Source organism: Amycolatopsis sp. NPDC104587, assembly GCF_055583645.1.
On the sequence record NZ_JBVJNO010000005.1, the window covers coordinates 185,775 to 210,490 of the forward strand.

Below are 24,716 nucleotides of genomic sequence, written 5' to 3' on the forward strand. Positions count from 1 at the left end.
GGTGTCATCCCTCTCCGCTAGTGATCCGGGCGATCGAAGCGAGCGGCACACCCAGCCAGTCCGGCCGGTTGGCGTGCTCGTAACCCACTTCGTAGACCGCCTTGTCCAGTTCGAAGGCGCGCAGCAGCTCGCCCTGGTCGCGCGGGTCGGCCGCGACCGCGGCGTAGCCCTCGCAGAACGCGGCCCGGTTGCGGTCGGACCACTCCTGGGCCCGCTCGGCCAGCGCCGGCTCGTCCGGCTGCCCGACCAGCAGCTGCTGGGCCGCGTAGTCGAACGACCTCAGCATGCCCGCCACGTCGCGCAACGGCGACCGCAGCGCGTGCCGCTCCTCCACCGGGGCCGCCGGCTCACCCTCGAAGTCGATCAGCAGCCAGCCGCCGACCGTCCGCAGCACCTGGCCGAGGTGCAGGTCGCCGTGGATGTACTGCATGGTCACCGAGTCCGCGGGCAGGGTGCGCAGCGTCTCGAACGCCGCCCGCAGCCCCGGGGCGTGCTCCGCCAGCTCCGGCACGCGCGCGGCGAGGGTGTCCAGCCGGGCGACCATCGCCTTCATCGTGCGTTCCAGCTCGTCGGCGTCGACCGCCTCGGTGCCGAGCGCTTCGGCCAGGTCCGCGTGCACCTCGGCGACCGCGCGCCCGAGCCGCTCGGCCTCGCCGGCGAAGTCGCCGCCGACCTCCTCGGCGTGCAGCTCCGGCGCGGCCATCAGGTCGCGGACGCTGGTGGTGGCCATCGCCCAGCCGTCGACGGCGTCCGGGACGAACTGCTGGAGCATGCCGACCGTGGTCGGTTCGCCGCCGAGGTCGCCGGTGATCGAGCCGAGCACCTGCGCGATGTGCTTGCTGCCGACACCCTGCAGCGCCCGGTGCAGCAGCAGGTCCTTGTTCTTGCCCGGGGTGAGCTTGCGGAACAGCTTGAGGATGTACTGGCCGCCGTAGACCAGCGACGTGTTGCTCTGCTCCGACGTGATCGGCCGCGCCCGCAGGCCGGTCTCCAGCTCGACCCCCGGCTCGTGCTCGAACACGAGCGAGCCCACCCGGCCCTCCCGCGCCATCAGGTCCAGCAGGACACCGGTGACGTCGAGGTCGCCGGACGCCTCGTAGGCGTTGAGGTCGCCGCCGGCGCCGATCCAGCTGCCCGAGGAGATCTCCGGCGGGTGCGTCCGCCGGCCCAGGAGCAGCTGGTAGGGCTCCCGCCGGTCGTCCTGGGCGACCTCGATCACCACGTGCAGCAGCTGGGGGTCGCCGCCGACCAGCTCGGTCACGCCGAGCGGCCGGACGCCGGTCACCGGCCGGTCCTTTCCGGCGAACCAGCGCTGCTCGGGCAGCCAGCGCTTCAGGTCACCGGTCAGTTCGTCGACCAGCTCGCGCGGGTCGGACAAGGGACTCACCTCGTTTCGCCTTCGTCTCCCGGGCTCGTCAGCTGGAACCAGTAGAAGCCGTGCCCCGGCAGCGTCAGCAGGTACGACAGGTCCCCGATGCTGGGGAACCGCACGCCACCGGTGAGCTCCACCGGCGTGCACCCGCGGTGCGCGGACAGGTCCAGCTCCACCGGCTGCGGGAACCGGGACAGGTTGTTCACGCAGAGCACGACGTCTTCGCCGCCGTCCGGGCGCCGCCACTGCCGCTTGTAGGCCAGCACGCTCGGGTTCGACCCGCCGAGGTCGACGAACTCGCCTTCGGCGAACGCGTGGTGCTCCTTGCGCACCTCGATCATCCGCCGGGTCCAGTTCAGCAGCGAGGACGCGTTGTTCGACTGCGCCTCGACGTTCAGGCCCTGGTAGCCGTAGACCGGGTCCATGATCACGGGCAGGTAGATCCGGCCCGGGTCGCACGCCGAGAACCCGGCGTTGCGGTCCGGGGTCCACTGCATGGGGGTGCGCACCGCGTCGCGGTCGCCGAGCCAGATGTTGTCTCCCATGCCGATCTCGTCACCGTAGTACAGAACGGGCGAGCCCGGCAGGGACAGCAGCATCGCCGTGAAGAGCTCCTGCTGGTTGCGGTCGTTGTCCAGCAGCGGGGCCAGGCGGCGGCGGATGCCGATGTTGGCCTTCATGCGCGGGTCCTTGGCGTACTCCGCGTACATGTAGTCGCGCTCTTCGTCGGTGACCATCTCGAGGGTCAGCTCGTCGTGGTTGCGCAGGAAGATGCCCCACTGGGTGCCGCTGGGGATCTCCGGGGTCTGGGTGAGGATCTCCGAGATCGGGAACCGCGACTCGCGCCGCACCGCCATGAAGATCCGCGGCATCAGCGGGAAGTGGAACGCCATGTGGCACTCGTCGCCGCCGACCTGCGGGTCGCCGAAGTACTCGACGACGTCCGAGGGCCACTGGTTCGCCTCGGCGAGGAGGATGCGTCCCGGGTACTCGTCGTCGACGACCTTGCGGCAGCGCTTGAGGAACTCGTGCGTGCGCGGCAGGTTCTCGCAGTTGGTGCCCTCCTGCTCGAACAGGTACGGCACGGCGTCGAGGCGGAACCCGTCGATGCCCAGGTCGAGCCAGAACCGCAGGGTGTCGATCATGGCGTTCTGGACGTCGGCGTTCTCGAAGTTCAGGTCGGGCTGGTGCGAGAAGAACCGGTGCCAGTAGAACTGCCCGCGCACCGGGTCGTAGGTCCAGTTCGACGACTCGGTGTCTACGAAGATGATCCGCGCGTCGGCGTAGCGGGAGTCGTCGTCGCTCCACACGTAGTAGTCGCCGTACGGGCCGTCCGGGTCCTGGCGGGACTGCTGGAACCACGGGTGCGCGTCGGAGGTGTGGTTCAGCACCAGGTCCGTGATCACGCGGATGCCGCGCCGGTGCGCCTCGTTCAGCAGGAACACGAAGTCCTCGACACTGCCGAACTCCGGCAGCACCGCCCGGAAGTCGCTGATGTCGTACCCGCCGTCGCGCAGCGGCGACGCGTAGAACGGCGGCAGCCACAGGCAGTCGATGCCGAGCCACGCCAGGTAGTCCAGCCGGCCGGCCAGGCCTCTCAGGTCGCCGGTGCCGTCGCCGTTCGAGTCGGCGAACGCGCGCACCAGCACTTCGTAGAACACCGCGCCTTTGAACCACTCCGGGTTGCTGGGCGCCTGTTGCGCCGAGCGGAAGTCCCCGGCCTGGGGTTCCACCAGCATGCCATCGGCGGTCATCGCCTCACCGGTGTGCGGGACACCGTCGAGCCCGAGCGCCGCGTCGGGGCGGGCCTCCTCCGCCATGTGCTCCACCTCAGTCCTTCGATCCGTTCCTTCCCTGCTAACCGGCCAGCCGCCGGCGGAGCGACACCACGTGCGCCACGGCCCGCCAGGGCTCGAGCCGCACGAAGTTCGCCGGGCCCCAGTCCCACGTGTCACCGGTGACCTCGTCGTGCGCGATCAGCCGCTCGTGCGCCTCGAACCCGAGCGCGGCCGTGTCGAGCCACAACGTGCCCTCCTGCGGCGCGTACGGGTCGAGGGTGACGACGGTGACCACCGTGTCCCCGGTGGCCGGGTCCTGTTTGGAGTAGGCCAGCAGCGCGTCGTTGTCGACGTGGTGGAAGTGCAGGGTGCGCATCTGCTGCAGCGCCGGGTGCGCGCGGCGGACGGCGTTCAGCTTCGTCAGCCACGGCTCGAGCGAGCGGCCCTCGGCCAGCGCGCGCTCGAAGTCGCGCGGGCGCAGCTGGTACTTCTCGGAGTCGAGGTACTCCTCGCTGCCCTCGCGGACCGGGACGTGCTCGAACAGCTCGTAGCCGGAGTAGACGCCCCACGTCGGCGAGATCGTCGCGGCCAGCGCGGCCCGCAGCGCGAACATGCCGGGCCCGCCGCGCTGCAGCGACTCGTGGAGGATGTCCGGGGTGTTGACGAACAGGTTCGGCCGGCCCTCGTGCCAGTGCTCCCGCAGGTCGATCGCGAAGTCGATCAGCTCCTGCTTGCCGGTGCGCCAGGTGAAGTAGGTGTAGCTCTGCGTGAAGCCGAGCCGGGCCAGGCCCCACAGCCGCGCCGGGCGGGTGAACGCCTCGGCGAGGAAGACGACGTCCGGATGGGCGTCCTTCACCGACTGGATCAGCCAGGCCCAGAAGTCCGGCGGCTTCGTGTGCGGGTTGTCGACCCGGAAGATCTTGACCCCGTGGTCGACCCAGACCGTGATGACCCGCAGCATCTCTTCGTAGACGCCCTTGGGGTCGTTGTCGAAGTTGATCGGGTAGATGTCCTGGTACTTCTTCGGCGGGTTCTCCGCGTAGGCGATCGAGCCGTCCGGGCGGGTCGTGAAGAACTCCTGGTTCTTCAGCACCCACGGGTGGTCGGGCGCGGCCTGCAGCGCGAAGTCGAGCGCCACCTCCATGCCCAGCTCCGCGGACCGCGCGACGAACGCGTCGAAGTCGTCGAAGGTGCCGAGGTCCGGGTGGATGGCGTCGTGGCCGCCCTCGTCGGAGCCGATGGCCCACGGCGAGCCGACGTCGTCCGGGGACGCGTCGAGCGTGTTGTTGGGGCCCTTGCGGTTGACCCGGCCGATCGGGTGGACCGGCGGCAGGTAGACGACGTCGAAGCCCATCTTGGCGACGCGGTCGAGCGCGGCCGCGGCGGTGGTGAAGGTGCCGTGCACCGCCTTGCCCTCGGCGTCGAGCCCGCCGGTGGACCGGGGGAACAGCTCGTACCAGGAACCGTAGGCGGCGCGCGTGCGGTCGACCCACACCTTGTGCGGCTTGCCCTTGGTGATCAGCTCGCGCACCGGGAACTCGCGCATGAGCTGGCGGATCTCGGGCGAGAGCGCGGGCCCGACCCGCTCGGCGAGGCCGCGTTCTTCGTCGCGCAACGCGGTCAGCGCGCCGACGAGGAGCGCTTTCTCCGCGCGGCGGTCCGGGCGGCGGGAGACGCGCTCCAGCAGCCGGGCGCCGTTCTCGAGGTCGTTGGCGAGGTCTTCGGGCCCCTGCCCGGCGGCGACCTTCACCTCGACGGCGTGCTCCCACGTCGCCCAGGGGTCGCCCCACGCGTCGATGCGGTAGGTCCACATCCCCGTGGTGTCCGGGACGATCACCGCGGCGAACTCGTCCGGATGGTCGGCGCCGCGGGGCGCCATCCGGGTCTGGCGGGTCAGCCGGTCGCCCGGACCGCGCCAGGCGACGGTGGCCGCGACGGCGTCGTGGCCCTCTCGCCAGACGGTCGCGGTGACCGGGATGTGTTCCCCCACAACGGCTTTGGCCGGATACCGGCCGCAGCTCACGCTGGGGGAGACGTCGTCGATGCCGAGCCGGCCGGTCATGGGCAACGCCCCTCGGTGTGTCGGTTGGACGCAGGCGACGCCAGTCTGCCCGACTCGATCAAGCGCCCAGGAGGCAGGGTTCTTTAGTCGAGTACCCAAGCCGGTGCGGCCGAAACGCTTCCGCCGCAACGAATTTCCGGCGCATGTCCGGGAGGTTACGTCCGGGCCGCCCCCCGGCGACGCATCGCGACGACCGACACGCGCACTCGAACGGCCAACACCCGTACCCGAATGGACGACACGGTCACGTGGCTGAAGGGTCGACACGCGTGCTTGAGGAGTCGACTCGCCCTCCTGATCACGCGTGTCGACCCTTCACGCACGGCCGGGGGCGGGGGCGGGGTCAAGGGCCTTCGGTGGGGTGGTCGGCGGCCAGGCGGGGGGCGCGGAGCAGGAGGAGGGAGCGGGACTGGAGGGTCACCCGGCTCTTGGGCTCCAGCGCGCCCGGGGTGGCCGGGCTGCCGTCGGCGGTGCTGGTGTCGAGCGTCGGCTTGAACGTCTCGCCGTACTCGCGGCCCGGCAGCACCACCTCGGCCGGCGCGTCGTCGGCGTGCAGCCACAGCAGCCACGAGTGGTCGGGCACCAGCGCGCCCTCGCGGTTGCGGGCTTGGCTGTTCGAGCCGTCGATCCACATGCCCAGCGTGCGGCGGTCCTCGAACCAGTCGTTCTCGCCGAACTCCTCGCCGTCCGGGCGGAACCAGACCAGGTCCGGCTGGCCGGTCGGCGTCGTCCGGCCTTCGAAGAACTCCGGCTGCCGCAGCGCGGGGCTGTTCGCGCGCAACCGCACGACCCGGCGGGCGAAGGCGAGCATGGCCTCGGCCTCGGGGTCGTCCGGGGTCCAGTCGAACCACGACGTCTCGTCGTCGAGGCAGTACGCGTTGTTGTTGCCCCGCTGGGTCCGCCAGAACTCGTCACCCGCGGTGAGCATCGGGGTGCCGGTCGAGAGCAGCAGGGTGGCGAAGAGGTTGCGCGCCTGCCGCGTCCGCAGCGCCCGGATCGCCGGGTCGGCGGTGTCGCCCTCGGCGCCGTGGTTCCACGAGCGGTTGTCGTTGGTGCCGTCGCGGTTGTCCTCGCCGTTGCCCTCGTTGTGCTTTTCGTTGTAGGACACCAGGTCCCGCAGCGTGAAGCCGTCGTGGGCGGTGACGAAGTTGATCGACTGCCACGGCCGGCGCAGGTTGTGGTCGTAGAGGTCCGACGAACCGGACAGCCGGTAGGCGAGGTCGCGCACGCCGGTCGCGCCGCGCCAGAAGTCGCGGATCGTGTCGCGGTAGCGGCCGTTCCACTCCGCCCACTGGGCGCCGAAGCCGCCGACGCGGTAGCCCTCGCCGGTCGCGTCCCACGGCTCGGCGATCAGCTTGCAGCGCGAGAGCACCGGGTCGGTGGTGATCGCGGTGAGCAACGTCGAGGCGTCGTCGAACGCGCCGCCGCGCGGCCGGCCGAGGGTGCTGGCCAGGTCGAACCGGAAGCCGTCGACGCCCAGCTCCTGCGTCCAGTACCGCAGCGAGTCGGTCACCAGCCGCACCACGGTCGGCGAGCCGGCCTCGAGGGTGTTGCCGCAGCCGGTGATGTCGGCCATGTGGCCGCGCTCGGTGTGCAGGTAGTACGCCGGCGCGTTCAGCCCGCGGAAGCTCAGCGTCGGCCCGTCCGGCCCGCCCTCGCAGGTGTGGTTGAACACGACGTCGACGATCACCTCGATGCCGGCCGCGTGCAGCGCCGCCACCATCAGCCGGAACTCCTCGACCTCGTGGCCGGGCTCGCTGGCGTAGGCCGCGTGCGGCGCGAAGAAGCCGAGCGGCGAGTACCCCCAGTAGTTGTGCCGCCCCTCCCGGACCAGCGACGGCTCGTCGAGGAAGGAGTGCACCGGCAGCAGCTCCACCGACGTGACGCCGAGCCGGGTCAGGTACTCGATCGCCACCGGGTGGGCCAGGCCGAGGTAGGTGCCGCGCAGCGCCTCCGGGATGAACGGGTGCTGCTTCGTGAAGCCCTTGACGTGCAGCTCGTAGACGACCGCCTCCTCGAACGGCACCTCGGGCTTGGTCCCGGTGTCCGGGCCGCCGGGCGAGGTGACGACCGAGAGCGGCACGCTGCCCAGGGAGTCCACTGTGGACATCGGGCCGCGGTCCGGGTCGCCGGTGAAGCCCTGCGCCGCGCGCAGGTCGGTGAGCCCGCCGGTGATCTGCCGGGCGTAGGGGTCCAGCAGCAGCTTGTTCGGGTTGCAGCGCAGGCCGCGGGCCGGGTCGTACGGGCCGTGCACCCGGTAGCCGTACCGCTGCCCCGGGGTCACCCCGGGCACCAGGCCGTGCCAGACGCCGAACGTGCGCTCGGTGAGCGCGATCCGGCGTTCGGACCCGTCGGCGTCGATCAGGCACAGCTCGACGGCGTCCGCGACGGCGGACGTGATCGCGAACCGCACGCCGCCGGCCTCCGGGTGGGCGCCGAGCGGAAAGGGGCGGCCGGCGAGGACGTGGTCGGCGGAGGGTCGTGTGGCCATTCCTGAATCGTCCCAGATGCGGGTCACATCCCGCTCGGCATGCTGTCTCGTTACCGGGATTCCACCAGAATGAAGGTCTCCGGCGGCAGCATCGTCGGCGTCGCTCCGCCCCAGGCCAGCAGCACCTCGCCGGCGATGCGCAGGTCCGCCGGCACCGTCCCGAAGTTGACGGCCAGCCGCAGGCCGCCGCGGTCGAGGAGCAGCAGGTCACCGGCGGTCCGGACCCGGAGGTCCGGCAGCCACGGGTCGGCCAGCTCGGGGTGCTCCCGGCGCAGCCGGATCAACGTCCGGTACAGCTCCAGCGTCTCCCGGTGACCGGGCCGCTCGGCCTCGGCCCAGTCGAGCCGCGAACGCTCCACAGTGGCCGGGTCCATCGGGTCGGGGACGTCGGCCTCGCCCCAGCCGTGCCGGGCGAACTCGCGACGGCGGCCCGTGCGCACGGCCTCGGCCAGCTCCGGGTCCGGGAAGGACGCGAAGAACTGCCACGGCGTGCTCGCCGCCCACTCCTCCCCCATGAACACCATCGGCGTGAACGGTGAGCAGAACAGGATCGCCGCACCGCAGGCCAGCCGGCCCGGCGAGACGGTCGCCGACAGCCGGTCGCCGGTCGCGCGGTTGCCGATCTGGTCGTGGTCCTGCAGGTAGGCGAGGAACCGGTGCCCCGGCACGGTCCGGGTGTCGACCGGGCGGCCGTGGGTCCGCTCCCGGAACGACGACCAGGTCCCGGCGTGGAAGAACACGCCGCGCAGCACCCGCTCGACGGCGTCCTGCGCGGCGAAGTCGGTGTAGTAACCCGTGTCCTCGCCGGTGAGCTTGACGTGCAGCGCGTGGTGGAAGTCGTCCGACCACTGCGCGTGCAGGCCGTAGCCGCCGCGCTCGCGGGGCGTGACCAGCCTCGGGTCGTTCAGATCGGACTCGGCGATCAGCGTCAACGGCCGGTTGAGCGCCGCCGACAGCGTGTCGACCTCGAGGGCGAGCTGTTCGAGCAGGTGCGTCGCGCGCCGGTCGAGCAGCGCGTGCACCGCGTCCAGGCGCAGCGCGTCGACGTGGAAGTCGCGGAACCAGCTCAGCGCGTTGTCCACGACGTACCGGCGGACCTCGTCCGAACCGGCGCCGTCGAGGTTGAGGCCCGGCCCCCAGTCGTTCTGCCCGGCGAAGTACGGCCCGAACCGGTCCAGGTAGGCGCCCGAGGGCCCGAGGTGGTTGTAGACGACGTCGAGCACGACGGCCAGGCCGCGCGCGTGGGCCGCGTCGACGAACCGCTTGAAGCCGTCCGGCCCGCCGTAGGGCTCGTGGACCGCGCCCCAGAGGACCCCGTCGTAGCCCCAGCCGGCGGTGCCGTCGAAGGAGTTGACCGGCAGCAGCTCGACGTGCGTGATGCCCAGCTCGACGAGGTGGTCGAGCCGGTCGATCGCCGCGTCGAACGTGCCGCCTTCGGTGAACGTGCCGACGTGCAGCTCGTAGACCACACCGCCGGGCAGCTGACGCCCGTGCCAGGCGTCGTCGGTCCATTCGAACTCGGCGTGGTCGTAGACCCGCGACAGCTGGTGGACGCCGTGGGGCTGCCGGCGCGACCTCGGGTCGGGCAGGGCTTCGGAGGCGTCGTCGAGCAGGAAGCCGTAGTTGACGCCCTCGGCCTCGGCGTGCCACCAGCCACCCGCCCCCGCGGTCATCTCGTGCACGCCGGCGTCGACCTCGACGCGGACCCGCTCGGCCGACGGGGCCCACACGCTGAACCTCATGCGTCTCCTCGCACCAGCAACGCGACGGGGTAACGGTCGAACAGGGTGGCCACGTCCTGGCTCGCTTCGCGGCCGGTCAGGACGTCGATCCAGACGCCGGCGGGCAGCGGCAGCACGGTGTCGCGCCAGCCGCCCGCGCGCTCCAGGCCGACCGGCAGCCGGGTCACCGCGACGGCGAGGCCGGGACTGCGGGTGTAGGCCAGGAGGTGCTCGGCGGCCGCGCCCTCGGCCCGCAGCGGCCGGTAACCGCGGAACAGCGCCGGATGCTCTTGGCGCAGCCTGAGCGCCTTGTGCACGACCAGCATCTTCGCCGCGCCCGAGGCGTCGATCCCTGGCAGTTCGCCGTCGGCGATCCGCTTCAGGAGTTCACCGCGGATCTCGTAGTCGACCGGACGGCGGTTGTCCGGGTCGACCAGGGAGAAGTCCCACAGCTCGGTGCCCTGGTAGACGTCCGGGACGCCGGGCGCGGTCAGCTGGACGAGCTTCTGGCCGAGGGAGTTGGCGTAGCCGGGCTGCTCGATCCGCGCGACGAACCCGGCCACGTCGGGGTCGTTCACGACCGCGTCGGGCCAGGCGGCGACGGCGGCCTCGAACGCCTCGTCGTGCTCGGTCCAGCTGGTCCGGAGCTTGGCCTCCTTGGCCGCCTTGTCGAGGTAGTCCCGCAGCCGGGGCGGCTCGATGGGCCAGGTCGACACCAGCGTCTGCCAGGCCAGGAGGTTCAGCGACGGCTCGTCGATCCCGTTGCGCGCGGACCACCGCCGGACGGCGTCGGCGAACTCGCCGGGCAGCTCGGCCAGCACCGCCATCCGCGCCCGGGTGTCCTCCGAACGCTTGGTGTCGTGGGTGGTCAGCGTCGTCATCGCCGCCGGGTACCCGGCTTCGCGTCCGGCGGCCAGCCGGTGGAACTCCTCGACGTCCAGGCCGAAGCGGTCCGGGTTGCCGCCGACCTCGTTCAACGCGGCGAAGCGCGTGTAGCGGTAGAAGGTGGTGTCCTCGGTGCCCTTGGCCACGACCATGCCGGACGTCTGCTGGATGCGCGTCGCCAGTTCGCCGTCCGGTTCCGCGCGGACCTGCGTGTCGAGGGCGTCGAGGGCGCTCGCGAGGTCGGGGCGCGCGGTCTTCGCCCCGGCGATCGCGGCGGCCCAGTGCGCCGCGCCTTCGGGCAGGTAGGAGCGGTAGACGGGGAAGGCGATCATCGTCTCGGCCACCGCCTGCCGGGCCTGCTCCGGGTCGACGTCGGACAGGAGCGCCGCGATCCGGCGGACCTCGGCGACCAGGATGCGGTCGGTGACCAGGCGCCGGGCCTCCGCCTCGACGCGGTGGTAGCCGGTCTTCACACCCAGCTCGGTCGCCAGCTCGGTGAAGCCGGGCTCGCCCGCCGGGTCGACGAAGACGCCGGCGATCTCGCGCAGGGCGTCGTAACCGGTGGTGCCGTCCACCGGCCAGCTCTGCGGCAGCGGCTCCCCCGGGTGCAGGATCTTCTCCGCGACGATCCACGCGCCGGGCGCGTTCTCCCGCAGCCGCCGGAAGTAGCCGCCCGGGTCGGCCAGGCCGTCCGGGTGGTCGACGCGCAGACCCGTGACGTCGCCGTCGGCGACCCAGCGCAGGACCTCCCCGTGCGTCTCGGCGAACACGACCGGGTCTTCGACGCGGACCGCGGCGAGGTTCGTGATGTCGAAGAACCGGCGGTAGGTCAGCTCCGCGTTGCCGCGGCGCCAGCCGACCAGGCGGTAGTGCTGGCGCTCGTGGACCTCCTGCGGCGTCCCGCCTTCCGTGCCGGGGGCGAGCGGGAAACGGTGGTCGTAGTAGACGAGCTCGTCACCTTCGACGGTCAGCTCGGCGACGGCGTCCTCGTCACCGAGAACCGGCAGCAGGATCGGGCCGCGGGCCCAGTCGACGTCGAAGAACGCCGCCGACTCCGCGTCGCGGCCGTGCTTCAGGACGTCCCACCACCAGCGGTTCACCTTCGGCACCTCGACCGACATGTGGTTCGGCACGATGTCGACGACCAGGCCGAGGCCGGCCTCCTTCAGCTTCTTCGCCAGCTCCTGGCGGGCGGCCTCGCCCCCCAGCTCGGGACGCGCGCGAGTCGGGTCGACCACGTCGTAACCGTGGGTCGAGCCCGGCGTCGCGTCCAGCACCGGCGACGCGTAGAGCGCGCCGATGCCCAGCTCCCGCAGGTAACCGGCGATCTCCGCCGCGTCGCTGAAGGTGAACTCCGGGCGCAGCTGCACCCGGTAGGTCGACCCCGGCACCGTCATTCGGACTCCGTTTCCGTTCGCTGCAGCACGACCAGCGACCGGGCGGGCAGGGTGAACTGGCCCCCGCCCTCGATCGCCGCCGCGCCGTCCGGTTCGAGCTGGACCTCGCCGGTGGCGGTGTCGACGACGACGGTCCAGGCCTGCCCGTACCCGTTGCCCGGCAGCTTGGCGTCGATGTCTTCGTAGTGGGCGTTGAAGGCGAGCAGGAACGAGTCGTCCTCGACCGGCATGCCGCGCGCGTCGAGGTCCGGGATCGCCTGCCCGTTGAGGAAGACGACGACCGCCTTGCCGAAGCCGTCGTCCCAGTTCTGCTCGGTCATCTCCTCGCCGGCCGGGGTGAACCAGGCGATGTCACCGAGCTTGTCGCCCTTGCCGACCGGGCCGCCCTGGAAGAACCGGCGACGGCGGAACACCGGGTGCTGGTGCCGGAACGCGCCCAGCCCACCGGTGAACTTGACCAGGTCCGCGTGGGCCTTGGCCAGCTCCCAGTCCATCCAGGACAGTTCGGAGTCCTGGCAGTAGACGTTGTTGTTGCCCTGCTGGGTCCGGCCGAACTCGTCGCCGTGCGCGATCATCGGCACACCCTGCGACAGCAGCATCGTCGCCAGCATGTTGCGCTGCTGCCGGACGCGCAGCTCGTTCACCTCGGGGTCGTCGGTGTCGCCTTCGACCCCGCAGTTCCACGAGCGGTTGTCGTCGGCGCCGTCACGGCCGTCCTCGCCGTTGGCCTCGTTGTGCTTTTCGTTGTAGGACACCAGGTCCCGCAGCGTGAAGCCGTCGTGCGCGGTGACGAAGTTGATCGACGCGAACGGGCGGCGGCCGTCGTCCTGGTAGAGGTCCGAGGAGCCGGTGACCCGCGAGGCGAACTCGCCCAGCGTCGAGGGCTCGCCGCGCCAGAAGTCGCGGACGGTGTCGCGGTACTGCCCGTTCCACTCCGTCCACAACGGCGGGAAGTTGCCGACCTGGTACCCGCCGGGGCCGACGTCCCACGGCTCGGCGATCAGCTTCACCTGGCTCACGATCGGGTCCTGCTGCACCAGGTCGAAGAACGTGGACAGCCGGTCGACGTCGTAGAACTCCCGCGCCAGCGCCGAAGCGAGGTCGAAGCGGAAGCCGTCGACGTGCATCTCGGTCACCCAGTACCGCAGTGAGTCCATGATCAGCTGCAGTGTGTGCGGGTTGCGCACGTTCAGGGAGTTGCCGGTGCCGGTGTAGTCCATGTAGTACTCCGGCTCCCCCTCGACCAAGCGGTAGTAGGCCTCGTTGTCGATGCCGCGCATCGACAGGGTCGGCCCGAGGTGGTTGCCCTCCGCGGTGTGGTTGTAAACCACGTCGAGGATCACTTCGATGCCGGCCTCGTGGAAGGCCTTGACCATGCCCTTGAACTCCTGGACCTGGCCACCCTCGCCCGGCATCGCGGCGTAGGCGTCATGCGGCGCGAAGTAGCCGATGGTGTTGTAGCCCCAGTAGTTCGTCAGCCCCTTCTCCTCCAGGCCGTGGTCGGAGACGAACTGGTGCACCGGCAGCAGCTCCACCGCCGTCACACCGAGCTTCTGCAGGTGCTCGACGACGGCGGGGTGCGCCATCCCGGCGTAGGTGCCCCGCAGCGGCTCGGGCACGAACGGGTGGTTCACGGTCATGCCCTTGACGTGGGCCTCGTAGATGACCGTCTCGTTGTACGGCCGCTTCGGCTGGCGGTCGTTGCCCCAGTCGAAGAACGGGTTCGCCACCAGCGAGTACGGCACGCGCCCGGCGGAGTCGTCGTCGTTGCGCTCTTCGGGGTTGTCGAACTTGTACCCGAAGAGCGACTCGTCCCACTTCACGCCGTGCGAAACGGCCTTCGCGTACGGGTCGATGAGCAGCTTGTTCGGGTTGCAGCGCAGGCCGCGGGCCGGGTCGTACGGGCCGTGCACCCGGAAGCCGTACCGCTGGCCCGGGCCGACGTTGAGCAGGTAACCGTGGTGGACGAAGCCGTCCACCTCTTCGAGCGCGTAGCGGGTCTCGTTGCCGTCGTCGTCGAACAGGCACAGTTCGACCCGCTCCGCCACCTCGGAGAACAGGGCGAAGTTCGTCCCGACTCCGTCGTAGGTGGCGCCGAGCGGGTAGGGCGTTCCGGGCCAGGGCCGCACTGGGGTCTCCTCGAGCTTTCACAGGTTGTGCCGGGCGTGTCCGCGCTCGCGGACACGCTTCGCTGGGGGGGGTCGTGCGCGACCGGGTACCCGTTATCCGGGCAGGGGACGCGCCGCTGCGAGCGGCGCGACCGCGGCGCGCACTCCCTTCGCGGTGAAGAAGCCGTCGACGCTGACGGGAAGGGGAATCCGCCAGTTAGGGTACTGGTCGACCGTCCCGGGCAGATTCGGCTGCCGCACCTGGCCCGCGACGTCGGCCGGCGAGGTCAGCACCAGGCGTGACGCGGCTTTCGCGAGCAGGGTGTGCAGCGCGACGACCGGATCGCCGGCCGGGATCCCTTCGCGCGCAACAAGTTCGAACAAAGCTTCACGTTCCGCGGCGGCCGCTTTTGCTTCGGCTTCGACGCCGCGGTCGAGCAGGCCCAGCTCGGCGCGGACCCGGACGTGCTCGCCCGCGAGCCAGCCGGAGACGGTCGGCAGGTCGTGCGTCGAGATGCTGGCCATGGCCTCGGGGTCCCAGCCGGCCGGGCGGGTGAACGGGTGGCCCTCGGTGTCCCAGTCCCGCTCGAACCACAGCACGGCCGAGCTGAGCATGCCGCGCTCGTGCATGGTCTCGGTGACGACGTCCTCGACGGTGCCGAGGTCCTCCCCCACGACGACCGCGCCGGCTCGGTGCGCTTCGAGCGCGAGCACGCCGACCATCGCCTCGGCGTCGTAGTGGACGTACGTGCCGCGGTGCGCGGGCTCGCCCGGCGGGATCCACCAGAGCCGCCAGAGCCCGGCGATGTGGTCGACGCGGATGCCGTCGGCGTAGCGCAGGACACCCCGGATGACGTCCCGGAACGGCGCGTACCCGGCCTCGGCGAGCTTGTCCGGCCGCCACGGCGGCAGGTTCCAGTCCTGCCCCTGCTGGTTGAAGGCGTCCGGCGGCGCGCCGACCCGCACATCGGCGGCGAAGACGTCCCGGACGGCCCAGGTGTCGGCCCCGCCGGGGTGCACGCCGACGGGCAGGTCGTGCACGATCCCGACGGTCATCCCGGCGTCTTTCGCCGCCTTGCGCGCGGCCTCCAGCTGCGTCCGGCAGAGGTGCTGCAGCCACGCGTGGAAGCCGACGCGCTCCTTCAGCTCTTCGCGGGCTTTCTCGACCTCGGGTCCGGCGGGGTCGCGAAGGGCTTCCGGCCACTCTCGCCAGTCCGCGCCGTGCTGCTCGGCGAGGGCGCAGAAGAGGGCGAAGCCGTCGAGGTCGGTGTCGGCTCCGGGAAGCTCCTCGACGCGGTGCGGCCAGAGCAGTTCGAGCGCGGCGCGTTTCGCGGTCCAGACGGCGTCGTAGTCGATCAGCTCGCCGTCCCGGTCCGGGGCCAGCGAGGTGACGGCCTCCTGCGTGGCCGCGTCGGCGCGGGCGAAGGTCTCGGTCGCGGTGACGCGCAGGTAGATCGGGTTGGCGAAGCGGCGGCTGGCCGGTGAGTAGGGCGAGCGTTCGACGGGGTGGGCCGGGCTGAACGCCTGGACGGGGTTGACCAGCAGCACCCCGGCGTCGAGCTCCGACGCCGAACGGGCGGCGAAGGTCGCCAGGTCGGCGTAGTCGCCGATGCCCCAGGAGCCGGGTGAGTGCAGGGCGTAGAGCTGGAGCATCCAGCCCCAGGCGGGCGGCACGTCCGGCAGCTTGGCCGGGACGACGGCGAGGGTGACGTCCTGATCCGCGGTGACCACGCGGTGCCAGCCGAGGGGGAGGTCCGCGGGCAGCACCCCCTCGACGTGCCGCCGGGTCCCGTCCTCGAGGAGGACGTCGGCGGCCCCGGGGAGCGCGCGGGTGGCGCCTTCCTTGACGACGATGGTCGGCGGCAGGGCGGCCGGGGCGGCACGCTCGGCGAGGGCGGCGGCGAGCGCGTCGTCGCTGGTGGCGTCGACGCCGAACTGCTCCAGGACGGCGACGACCACGTCGTCTTCGACGTCGACCCAGACCTGGTCGGAGTTCTCGTACCGGGTGGCCACGCCGTAGCGGTCGGCGAGCTGGTGCAGGGGGCTGCGGGCGGGGATCTCGTCGGGCACGGGCCCCAGCATTCCGGTGCCCGGCCGTTCGCGCCATCCGCGCGGGGTGACGTCACCCGGAGCTTCTCCGGGCGGCGGGGTGAACAGCGCGGCGAGCCGGGGTGCTCCCAGCCTGGCCGCAGTTCGTGCCGGGCCGGGCCGGCGAGCACGCTGGCGCAGCCGCCCCGGACCGGACCGAGCCGACCACCGCCCCGGGCCGGGCCGGACCGAGCGGCCCGGCTCCGGCTCAGGCCAGGCCAGCGGGCACCCGGCGCAGCCACCCGGGCCAAACCAAGTCGACCACCGACCACCCGGCCCGGCCTCGGTTCACGCCGGGCCGACCAGCGAGCGCCTGGCCCGCCTCACACCGCGCCGGCCCCGAGCACCCCTGTGCAGCCACCGCGGCACCGGACCGAACCAACCCCGACCAACCGGCCCAGCTCAGCTCACCCCAGCGCCCGGCAACCAGCGCGGCATCACCTCGTGCTCTTGCGCGCCCGTCCCGCGAACAGCACCGCCGCCCCGGCGAGCACCATCACCACGCTCGCCGCGATGTGCAAGGACGGCGGCAGCACGTGCAGCTGGACGAACCAGCTCGGCGAGTTCGCGCCGAGCAGCCGGTTGAGCAGCCCGCCGCCGCCCTGGACGACCAGCAGGATGCCGAGCAGCTCGGTCATCGGCGCACCTCGCGGGCGGGCTCGCGCTTGCCGAACAGCTCTTCCCAGATCGGCCCGGTCGCCAGCCAGATCGCCGACAGCACCCCCAGCCGCGGGAACCAGTCCCACAGCGGCGCGACCTGCTCCGGCGTGCCGATCGCGTAGATCGCCGCCAGCAGCGCCGCCGCGGCCAGCGCGCACGCCAGCACGCACTTGCCGAACTCGCGCCACTCGTGGCGCAGCTTCTCGCGCCCGTACCGCTTGGGCGGCGGGGGCGGCCCGCCGGCGAACCGGTGCGCGAACCGCGCGTCGGCCCAGCGCACCATGCTCGGCCCGAACACGACGCTGAAGCCGAGGTAGACGGCGGCGAGACCGTGCGTGAAGTTGGCCTTCGCCCCGCTCGCCAGGTCGATCACGGTCGCCACCAGCACCACGACGTCGACCAGCGGCACCATGGCGAGCAGCACCACCGACGCCCGCCGGGCGTGCAGCGCGTAGCGCACCGCAAGCCCGGCCACGATGAACACCCAGAACCCGATCTCCCCGGCCGCGATGATGGCGGCCATGGGGTTCTCGGAGAGGAACTTCCCGATCTCGTTCACCGTGCCAGCTTCGCCCGGGCGGGCGCCCGGGCGCGTCGTCGGAGAGCACGACGGGCCGTCATCACTTCGTAGGACGCGGGCCGGCCACGCGATGTGATCAGATGCTCCTGTGCACTTCCCACGCCTGCGCTCGCTCCCGGTGTGGCAGCAGGACGGCCTGATCGCGCTGACCACGTGGCTGATCGGGTTCCTGGTCTACGCGGCCGGGATCCACCGGCTGCTCGCCGGGTACGACCACGCCCCGTTGTGGGTGCGGCTGCTGGAGCTGACGGCGCTGTGCGGCCTCGAGCTGCTCCGCCGGTGGGTGCCCGGCGCGCTGCTGCTGGCGACGGTGGTGCTGGCGGTGGACATCGCGCTGAGCCCGTCGCTGCCGGTGATGATCGTCTTCACCGACTTCCTCTACGCGGCCACGCTGTACGGCTCCCGGCGCACCAGCCGGGTGATGATCGGCGTCGCCGCCGTGTCGGTGCTCGTCGTGCTGGCCGCGGTGCTGGTGTTCGCGCAGCAGTGGCGCACGGCGGTGCTGGCCGCCCTGAGCGCGCTGCCGTTCGTGCTGACACCGGTGTGGTGGGCGGCGAACGTCCGGCAGCAGCGCGACATCGCCGAGACCGAACGCGCGAACGCCGGGCAGCTGGCCAAGATCGCGCAGCTGGACAGGCGGGCCGCGGTGGCCGCCGAGCGCGGGCGGATGGCGCGCGACCTGCACGACGTCATCGCCGGGCACCTGTCAGCGATCGCGATCCAGTCGGAGGCGGCGCTGTCGATGCCGGATTCGAAGCTGGCGAAGACGGTGCTGGAGTCGGTGCGGGAAAACAGCGTCAGCGCGCTGGAGGAGATGCGGGCGATGATCGGCCTGCTCAAGGCCGAGGGCGGCGACGCGGAGACGACCGCGCCGGCGCGGCTGGCGGACCTGTCCAAGCTGGTGGAGTCGGCGCGGGCGAGCGGGCTGGAGGTGCGCGTCGGGTCCACAGTGGACGAGGTGCCGCTGCCGACGGCGGTCGACCTGACCGCGTACCGGATCGCGCAGGAGGCGCTGACCAACGCGGTGAAGCACGCGCCGGGCGGCCGGGTCGACGTCGACGTGCGCTACCTCGACGGCGTCCTGGCGGTGGAGGTCCGCAACGACGTCCACCACCGCCACGCGCCGCCGGCCGAAGGCTCCGGCACGGGGCTGCTGAACATGCGTGAACGCGCGGACGCGGTCGGCGGCACGCTGACCGCGGGCCCGGCCGGCAGTGGCTGGCTGGTCCGCGCGGAGCTGCCGGTAGGAGGCACGACGTGAGGGAGACGACGCCGTCTCCGGCGAGGGAGACCCCATGACCGTCAAAGTCCTGGTCGCCGACGACCACAGCGCCATCCGGTCCGGCCTGATCATGATCCTGAACAACGCCGACGGCATCCAGGTGGTCGGCGAGGCCGCCGACGGCGCCGCGGCGGTGCGCCAGGCCCGCGTGCTGCGGCCGGACGTCACGCTGATGGACGTCCGGATGCCGGGCACCGACGGCATCGCCGCCACCCGCGAGCTGGTCGCCGAAGGGCTGACCGAGGTGCTGGTGCTGACGACCTTCGACCTCGACGAGTACGTCCACGCCGCCCTGCGCGCGGGCGCCGCGGGCTTCCTGCTCAAGTCCGTCGCGGCGCCCCGGCTGATCGAAGCGGTGAAGCTGGTCGCGGCCGGCGAGGGGGTGCTGGCCCCGCAGGTCACGCGCCGCCTGATCACGGCGTTCGCGGCGAGCACCCGCGACCCGGCGCCGGCCCCGAGCGGCCTCGAAGACCTGACCGAGCGCGAGCGCGAGGTCCTGGGATGCCTGGGTGCGGGCCTGTCGAACGCGCAGATCGGCACCCGCCTGCACATCGGCGAGACCACGGTGAAGACGCACGTCTCCCGGGTGCTGACGAAGCTGGACCTGCGCTCCCGGGTCCAGGCGGCGATCCTCGCCCAGGAGACCGGCCTGGCCGAGGAAAACTGAGCCCGGCCGTTCTGCGAAAACGCTCGTGACCTTCTAACTTCTCCTCATGGGTGTGCGGAGAACGTTGAACGTGGACGAGGTCCTGAAGCGCCAGGACTCCGGTGAGCTCAAGCGGCGGCTGCGCGGGCGCGACCTGGTCGGGTTCGGTGTCGGGATCATCATCGGCACCGGCATCTTCACCCTCGCGGGCGTCGAGGCGAAGACACACGCCGGGCCCGCCGTGACGCTGTCGTTCGTGCTCGGCGCGGTGGTCGCCGGCCTGGCGGCGCTCTGTTACGCGGAGCTCGCCTCCAGCGTCCCGACGGCGGGAAGCGCTTACACCTACGCCTTCGCGACCCTCGGCGAGATCTTCGCCTGGATCATCGGCTGGGACCTGCTGCTGGAGTTCGCGCTCGGCGCCGCCGTCGTGTCGCGCGGCTGGTCCGGCTACCTGGCGAACCTGCTCGGCCTGTCGCCGGAGTGGTTCGGCGAAGACGCGAAGGTCAACGTCGGCGCCGTGCTGATCATCGCCGTGCTGACCGTGGTCGCGGTGCTGGGGATCAAGGAGTCGGCCTGGCTGACCAACCTGCTCGTGTGCGTGAAGGTCGCCGTCTGCATCCTCGTGCTCGCCGTGGGCCTGTTCTTCGTCAAGGGCGCGAACCTCACGCCGTTCATCCCGCCCGCGAAGGCGCCCGACGGCGGGTCGACCGTGCTGGAGCAGCCGATCGTGCAGGCCGCGCTCGGCCTGGAGCAGTCGGTCTACGGCATCGCCGGGATGATCACCGCCGCGGCCGTGGTCTTCTTCGCCTACACCGGGTTCGAAGCGCTCGCGAACCTCGGCGAGGAGACGCTCAACCCGCGCAAGGACCTCCGCGTCGGCATCCTCGGCGCGCTGGGCGTCTGCGCGCTGCTCTACATCGGCGTGTCGATCGTGCTGACCGGCATGATCCCGTTCACCGACATCGACACCGGCGCGCCGCTGGCGGACGCGTTCGACAAGGTCGGCCAGCACTGGGTGGGCGCGCTGATCTCGCTCGGCGCGGTGACCGGGCTGACGTCGGTGATGATGGTCGAGCTGGTGACGATCGGGCGGATCGGCTTCGCGATGGGCCGCGACGGCCTGCTGCCGAAGGCGCTCGGCCGCACCCACCCGAAGTGGGGCACCCCGCACCGGATGACCATCGGCGGCGCCGCGCTGATCGCCGTGCTGGCCGCGTTCATCCCGATCGCCGAGCTGGCCGACATGGTGAGCATCGGCGCGCTGTCGGCCATGATCATCGTGGCGGTGGCGGTCCCGGTGCTGCGCCGCCGCCGTCCCGACCTGGACCGGCCGTTCAAGGTGCCGTTCTCACCGGTCGTCCCGGTGCTCGCCGCGCTGGCGTGCCTGTACCTGATGCTCAACCTGAACGTGCTGACGTGGATCCGGTTCGCCGCGTGGCTGGTGATCGGCCTGGTGATCTACTTCGCCTACGGCCGCCGCCACTCCCGCTTTGCGCCGGAAAACGCCGAGGTCAGTCCCAAAAGGACGGAGTGAGCCCGGCGACGCGGACCGCTTCGCGCGTCACGGCGGTGTGGTCCGCGTCGACGACCACCAGCACCCCGAGCCCGCTCAGGGCCGCCGTCACCCATTCGACCGGCTGGTCGTGGATCCCGTTGTCCCCCAACAACGCGTAGGTGTCCACAACGGACAGCAAGGTGCCTTCCGCGCCGATGCGGATGCCCGCTAGGAGCACGAAGTGGCCGCCGGGCGGGCGCCAGCGTGACGTCCAGAGGGGCGGGATGCCGGTGTCGAGGTAGTCGAGCAGGGCGCGCTCCGGGGTGTCGGTGGCGCCGAGCTCGGCGCCGTCGATCCGGGCGATCACGGCGACGCGCGGCACGTCCCAGAGCCCGGCCAGCAGGTCGAAGAGCGCCTCGGTGGTCCACTCGCCGGTCGCCGGCACCGCCGTGAGGGCGCCGCGTGAGAGCGACGAGAGGGCCACCGCCAGCCCAGAAACCCGCGTGCCCGCCGCGGCGGGGTCGTCGACCACCGGGACGGGCAGCCGGAAGCCGGCCCGGCCCGCCTCCCCCGCCGGGCGCACGACGGGCCCGCGAACGGTGCCGGCGGCCACCGCGACGGCGTCCTGGTCGGGCACGTCGAGCCCGGCCGCCCGCAGGGCCGCGAGCCCGCAGAACGCGGCGGCCAGACCGTCTTTCTGCGGCAGCTCCGCCTGGGCCGTGGCGGCCAGCCGGGCCCCGCCCGGCAACCATCGCACCCCGGACAGGTCGAGCTGCCCGCCGTCGATCCCCGAAGACATCGGTCCCCTCAGTAGCGCCACAGGTGTGCGGTGACGATTTCTTCGACACTCCGCTCGGCCGCCCACGCCGCGTCGGACGCCCGGACTGCGCGGAAGGCGCCGAGCAGCTCGTCACCGAGCGCGCCGGCGATCCGGGGCGAGGCCAGCAGCGCGGCGTCCTGCTCGGCGGTGTCCGCGGGCAGCCGGCGCACACCGCGCGTCTCCCGCTCCCCCGCCGTCCAGCCGCCCGGGTCCTCGCCGATGGGCTCGGGCAGCGCGGGCGAGTCCTCGATGCCGGCCATCCCGGCGGCGAGCACGACGGCCAGCGCGAGGTACGGGTTGGCCGAGGCGTCGGAGGTCTTGAGCTCGACGTTCGCGTGGTCGGCGCCCAGCAGCGGCGAGCCGGGGACGTACCGCAGCGGCGCTTCCCGGTTCTCGACGCCCCAGAAGGCGTACGCGCCGGCGAAGTAGCCGGGACGCAGCCGCAGGGTGGACGGGACGCTCGGCGCGGTGACGGCGGTCAGCGCCGGCAGGTCACGCAACAGCCCGGCCAGGTACCCGGCGCCGTCGTCCCCGGGCCGGCCTTCGCCGTCGAGCAGGTTGCGGCCCTTGCGGCGGACGGAGGTGTGCAGGTGCCAGCCGTTGCCGGCGGAGCCCAGCCCGATCAGCGGCGCGAAGCTGACAACGAGGCCATGCGCGTGCGCGGCGGCGTGGATGGTCTGCCGGGCCAGCAGCTGGTCGTCGGCAGCGGAGACGGGATCGGTGGCGGCCAGCGAAAGCTCGAGCTGCGCAAGACCGTACTCGGCGTGCAGCTGCCCGATCCGGAGACCGTTGGCGGCGAAGTCGTGCAGCAGGGCGGCGATGAAGCCGTCGAGCCCGACCAGCGCATGCGGGCTGTAGGCGGGCCCGGGATGCCCGGGTTCGCTGACGATGTCGGCGCTGCCCGCGGGGGCGACGGCGAACTCGAGCTCGTAGCCGGCCCGGAACTCCAGCCCGCGCCGCGCGCCCTCGGCAACCTGCGCTTCGAGGACGGCGCGCTGGCAGTAGGGCCAGGGGTCACCGCTTTGGGTGAGCTGCCGCACGGGCGCCCAGGCGAGGGCGGGCTGCCCGGCAAGCCGCCGCAGCCGATCGAGAACGGGAACGAGCCGAATGTCCCCGGACGGCGTAGCGAGCCCGGCGTGGCCGTAGGTGATGGCGTCATGGCTGTCGAAGACGGCGAAGAGCGAGGTGGCCCCGACGCCCCGGGTGGCGGCATCGGCAAGCCCGCCGACGGGAACGATGCGCGAGCGCGGAATGCCGTTGTTGTCGGCCCAGGCAAGGTGAACCCCACTCACCCCACCGGCAGCGAGGTCCTTCGCCGCAGCCGACGCCGCCTTGGTCACGCCCACCACCTCCTCCGCCCCCTCAGCAGACCCCACCCATCCCGGGGGACGAGCCCCGCTCCAGCGTATCGGGCGGGTCCGACGAACAGGCCGGGAAGAGCGGCCGTCGAACCGGATTGTCCACATCACGGTGAGGCTGTGGGTAACTCGGTCCTGGCGGGCTGGAGTTGCTTCAGGGGCCGCTGCGCTCAGGGAAGAGGCGGGGCCGCCCTGCTCGGTGCCTCGCCGCTCCGCGCAGGGGCCATCCGCGCCGCACCTCGCCGCGCGCCGCCTCGCCGCACCTCGCCAGGAGAACCGGACTCCGCCCTGGGGCGGCAAGCGGGCCTGGCCATCCGCAGCGGGGCGGTGCGGGCGGCCAGGCGGCGGGTCCGTGCGAACCGGGCGCCCGGTTCGCACGGTGCGCCCGGTTCGCTCGCGGCCACACAGCACGGTGCTGGCCGCGCCCGGGGCCGGAGCCGCCCTGGGGCCGCCCTCGGCACGGCTCGCGGTCGAAGATGCCCTCCTGGACCGGTTCCCGGAGGATCGGAGCCGCCCTGGGGCCATCCTCGGCACGGCTCGCGGTCGAAGATGCCCTCCTCGACCGGTTCCCGGAGGATCGGAACCGCCCTGGGGCCACCCTCGGCACGGCTCGCGGTCGAAGATGCCCTCCTCGACCAGTTCCCGAAGGATCGGAACCGCCCTGCGATGAGCCCTGGCGCGCTCGGCTCAGCGCTCATCCGGCTTAGAGCCGGTCGCGAAGGGCGGAATCACGCCGAACATCTCTAGAATTGCCCATTCGGGACATCTGCCGTCCCCAACAGGCCATTCGCAACACTCAAGCCGGCCCAGCAATGACCCGCCAACCCGGAACCACGCTCAGCCCGGCAACAACTCGCCGAAACCTCAGCCGGGCGGCTCCGCCACCGGAGCCACCACATCATCCCGCCCCCGCAGAGCCACCCCACCCACGACAGCCAACGTCCCCAAAGCCTCAACCACCGACGGCACCTGCCCCAGCACGACAAACCCCATCACCCCGGCCGTCACCGGCAGCAACGCCAGCAACACGGCAAACCGCCCCTGCCCGACCCTCCGCAGCACGACCTGGTCCAGCGCGTAAGGCACCACCGTCGACAACACCCCCACGCCCACCCCCAACAGCAGCATCCGCGGCGAAGACCAAGCCTCCCCCGCCCCGAGGGCCAGCGGGGACAGCACGACCGTCGCCGCCGCGAAGCCGATGGCCAGGCTGTCCAGTCCTGATCCCGAGGCCGAAGCCACGCGCTTGCCCAGCAGGATGTAACCCGCCCAAGCCGCCGCCGCGGCCAAAGCGAACAAAACGCCCAAAGCCGACCCTGTCAGCTGCACATCCGCGATCGCCACCACGCCGCAGGTCACCAGCAGCACCGCAAGCACGTGGCGCACCGACCGTGACCCGAACGCCGCCACCACCACCGGGCCGGCGAACTCCAGCGCCACCACCGTGCCGAGCGGGAGCCGCGCGATCGCCTCGTAGAAGAGCACGTTCATGCCCGCCGTCACCACACCGAAGACGATCGCCAGCGCCAGCCGGCGGCCGCGCCAGGCCGCTCTTCCGGGGCGGCGCCAGGCCAGCAGGACCAGCGCCGCGCCGAGGCAGCGCAGCCAGGCCACCCCCGCCGGTGTCGCGTGGCCGAAAAGGCCGATCGCGACCGCCGCTCCGGCGTACATCGAAATTCCGCTGAGAACGAACAAGAGCGGAGCGGGTACCGCGGAAAGCCGCCGCGGCGCAGTCATCGTGCTCACCTCTCCATGGTGCCTGACCACGGAAAACGTAACTCTCCGGGTATTCGTCTCCTGCATTGCGGGACTCGGCTACGACATCCGGGGTAAATCGACGTGACTCAGGTCCCACCGGCGCGGGAACACTTGCGGGCCGCGAAACGTCTGGAAGAGTGGAAGCACGAACACCGCGGAGCCGGAGGCGATCGCCGCCACCGGCGTCAGTCCCGAAGTGGGCGTAGCTGGATCGA

General features: G+C 72.0%; 16 protein-coding genes. 3 read left to right on the plus strand and 13 right to left on the minus strand.

The features are described from left to right. Positions 1–4: 4 nt before the first annotated feature. From ACZ61C_RS16350 to ACZ61C_RS16395, 10 genes are all read right to left on the minus strand, one after another. A complete protein-coding gene (locus tag ACZ61C_RS16350) occupies positions 5–1,378 on the minus strand; it encodes a maltokinase N-terminal cap-like domain-containing protein (protein WP_465307386.1) in 1,374 nt (457 codons plus the stop codon). A gap of 5 nt (positions 1,379–1,383) precedes the next feature. Continuing rightward, on the minus strand, positions 1,384–3,192 hold the full coding sequence (gene treS / locus ACZ61C_RS16355; RefSeq protein ID WP_465307388.1) for a maltose alpha-D-glucosyltransferase: 1,809 nt from the start codon (positions 3,190–3,192) through the stop codon (positions 1,384–1,386). A 37-nt stretch (positions 3,193–3,229) separates the two neighbouring features. Continuing rightward, positions 3,230–5,212 carry a maltotransferase domain-containing protein gene (locus tag ACZ61C_RS16360; RefSeq protein ID WP_465307390.1) on the minus strand — a complete coding sequence of 661 codons (1,983 nt, stop codon included), beginning with the start codon at positions 5,210–5,212 and terminating at the stop codon, positions 3,230–3,232. 343 nt (positions 5,213–5,555) lie between these two features. Further along, positions 5,556–7,703, minus strand: a complete 2,148-nt coding sequence (gene glgX / locus ACZ61C_RS16365) for a glycogen debranching protein GlgX (RefSeq protein ID WP_465307392.1) — start codon at positions 7,701–7,703, stop codon at positions 5,556–5,558. A gap of 50 nt (positions 7,704–7,753) precedes the next feature. After that, the gene (gene treZ / locus ACZ61C_RS16370) at positions 7,754–9,445 is read right to left on the minus strand and encodes a malto-oligosyltrehalose trehalohydrolase (RefSeq protein ID WP_465307394.1); all 1,692 of its coding nucleotides are present in this window, start codon (positions 9,443–9,445) and stop codon (positions 7,754–7,756) included. Then, positions 9,442–11,706 carry a malto-oligosyltrehalose synthase gene (treY, locus tag ACZ61C_RS16375; RefSeq protein WP_465307396.1) on the minus strand — a complete coding sequence of 755 codons (2,265 nt, stop codon included), beginning with the start codon at positions 11,704–11,706 and terminating at the stop codon, positions 9,442–9,444. The genes treZ and treY overlap by 4 nt, the downstream gene beginning before the upstream one ends. After that, positions 11,703–13,835, minus strand: a complete 2,133-nt coding sequence (gene glgX, locus ACZ61C_RS16380; RefSeq protein WP_465307398.1) for a glycogen debranching protein GlgX — start codon at positions 13,833–13,835, stop codon at positions 11,703–11,705. The genes treY and glgX (ACZ61C_RS16380) overlap by 4 nt, the downstream gene beginning before the upstream one ends. A 93-nt stretch (positions 13,836–13,928) precedes the next feature. After that, positions 13,929–15,896, minus strand: coding sequence for a 4-alpha-glucanotransferase (gene malQ / locus ACZ61C_RS16385; RefSeq protein ID WP_465307400.1), 1,968 nt, complete (start codon positions 15,894–15,896; stop codon positions 13,929–13,931). 443 nt (positions 15,897–16,339) lie between these two features. Continuing rightward, the gene (locus tag ACZ61C_RS16390) at positions 16,340–16,540 is read right to left on the minus strand and encodes a hypothetical protein (protein ID WP_465307402.1); all 201 of its coding nucleotides are present in this window, start codon (positions 16,538–16,540) and stop codon (positions 16,340–16,342) included. Next, positions 16,537–17,121 (minus strand): hypothetical protein, encoded by a 585-nt coding sequence (locus ACZ61C_RS16395; RefSeq protein ID WP_465307404.1) that lies wholly within the window; start codon positions 17,119–17,121, stop codon positions 16,537–16,539. The genes ACZ61C_RS16390 and ACZ61C_RS16395 overlap by 4 nt, the downstream gene beginning before the upstream one ends. A 109-nt stretch (positions 17,122–17,230) precedes the next feature. On the opposite strand from ACZ61C_RS16395, the gene ACZ61C_RS16400 reads away from it, so the two are divergent. From ACZ61C_RS16400 to ACZ61C_RS16410, 3 genes are all read left to right on the plus strand, one after another. Further along, positions 17,231–18,403, plus strand: a complete 1,173-nt coding sequence (locus ACZ61C_RS16400; RefSeq protein WP_465307406.1) for a sensor histidine kinase — start codon at positions 17,231–17,233, stop codon at positions 18,401–18,403. 34 nt (positions 18,404–18,437) lie between these two features. Then, positions 18,438–19,091, plus strand: a complete 654-nt coding sequence (locus ACZ61C_RS16405; protein WP_465307408.1) for a response regulator — start codon at positions 18,438–18,440, stop codon at positions 19,089–19,091. 70 nt (positions 19,092–19,161) lie between these two features. After that, positions 19,162–20,604: an amino acid permease gene (locus ACZ61C_RS16410; RefSeq protein WP_465308248.1), complete on the plus strand. Its 1,443-nt coding sequence runs from the start codon at positions 19,162–19,164 to the stop codon at positions 20,602–20,604. Here the strand turns inward: ACZ61C_RS16410 and ACZ61C_RS16415 are convergent. The 3 genes from ACZ61C_RS16415 to ACZ61C_RS16425 form a co-directional block, all read right to left on the minus strand. Next, a complete protein-coding gene (locus ACZ61C_RS16415) occupies positions 20,582–21,364 on the minus strand; it encodes a DUF6885 family protein (protein ID WP_465307410.1) in 783 nt (260 codons plus the stop codon). The two genes, ACZ61C_RS16410 and ACZ61C_RS16415, sit on opposite strands and share 23 nt — an antisense overlap. A gap of 8 nt (positions 21,365–21,372) precedes the next feature. Continuing rightward, on the minus strand, positions 21,373–22,725 hold the full coding sequence (locus ACZ61C_RS16420; RefSeq protein WP_465307412.1) for a type I glutamate--ammonia ligase: 1,353 nt from the start codon (positions 22,723–22,725) through the stop codon (positions 21,373–21,375). A gap of 882 nt (positions 22,726–23,607) precedes the next feature. After that, entirely contained in the window at positions 23,608–24,414 is an 807-nt protein-coding gene (locus ACZ61C_RS16425) for an EamA family transporter (RefSeq protein WP_465308250.1), read from the minus strand. Positions 24,415–24,716: the final 302 nt, after the last annotated feature.

What these genes read in the sequence shown, in the direction of transcription:
- treY (WP_465307396.1), bottom strand. Translation starts at nt 11,706, where the DNA reads ATGACGGTGCCGGGGTCGACCTACCGGGTGCAGCTGCGCCCGGAGTTC.
- treZ (WP_465307394.1), bottom strand. Translation starts at nt 9,445, where the DNA reads ATGAGGTTCAGCGTGTGGGCCCCGTCGGCCGAGCGGGTCCGCGTCGAG.
- ACZ61C_RS16425 (WP_465308250.1), bottom strand. Translation starts at nt 24,414, where the DNA reads ATGTACGCCGGAGCGGCGGTCGCGATCGGCCTTTTCGGCCACGCGACA.
- malQ (WP_465307400.1), bottom strand. Translation starts at nt 15,896, where the DNA reads ATGCTGGGGCCCGTGCCCGACGAGATCCCCGCCCGCAGCCCCCTGCAC.
- glgX (WP_465307392.1), bottom strand. Translation starts at nt 7,703, where the DNA reads ATGGCCACACGACCCTCCGCCGACCACGTCCTCGCCGGCCGCCCCTTT.
- treS (WP_465307388.1), bottom strand. Translation starts at nt 3,192, where the DNA reads ATGGCGGAGGAGGCCCGCCCCGACGCGGCGCTCGGGCTCGACGGTGTC.
- ACZ61C_RS16405 (WP_465307408.1), top strand. Translation starts at nt 18,438, where the DNA reads ATGACCGTCAAAGTCCTGGTCGCCGACGACCACAGCGCCATCCGGTCC.
- ACZ61C_RS16360 (WP_465307390.1), bottom strand. Translation starts at nt 5,212, where the DNA reads ATGACCGGCCGGCTCGGCATCGACGACGTCTCCCCCAGCGTGAGCTGC.
- ACZ61C_RS16390 (WP_465307402.1), bottom strand. Translation starts at nt 16,540, where the DNA reads ATGACCGAGCTGCTCGGCATCCTGCTGGTCGTCCAGGGCGGCGGCGGG.
- ACZ61C_RS16415 (WP_465307410.1), bottom strand. Translation starts at nt 21,364, where the DNA reads ATGTCTTCGGGGATCGACGGCGGGCAGCTCGACCTGTCCGGGGTGCGA.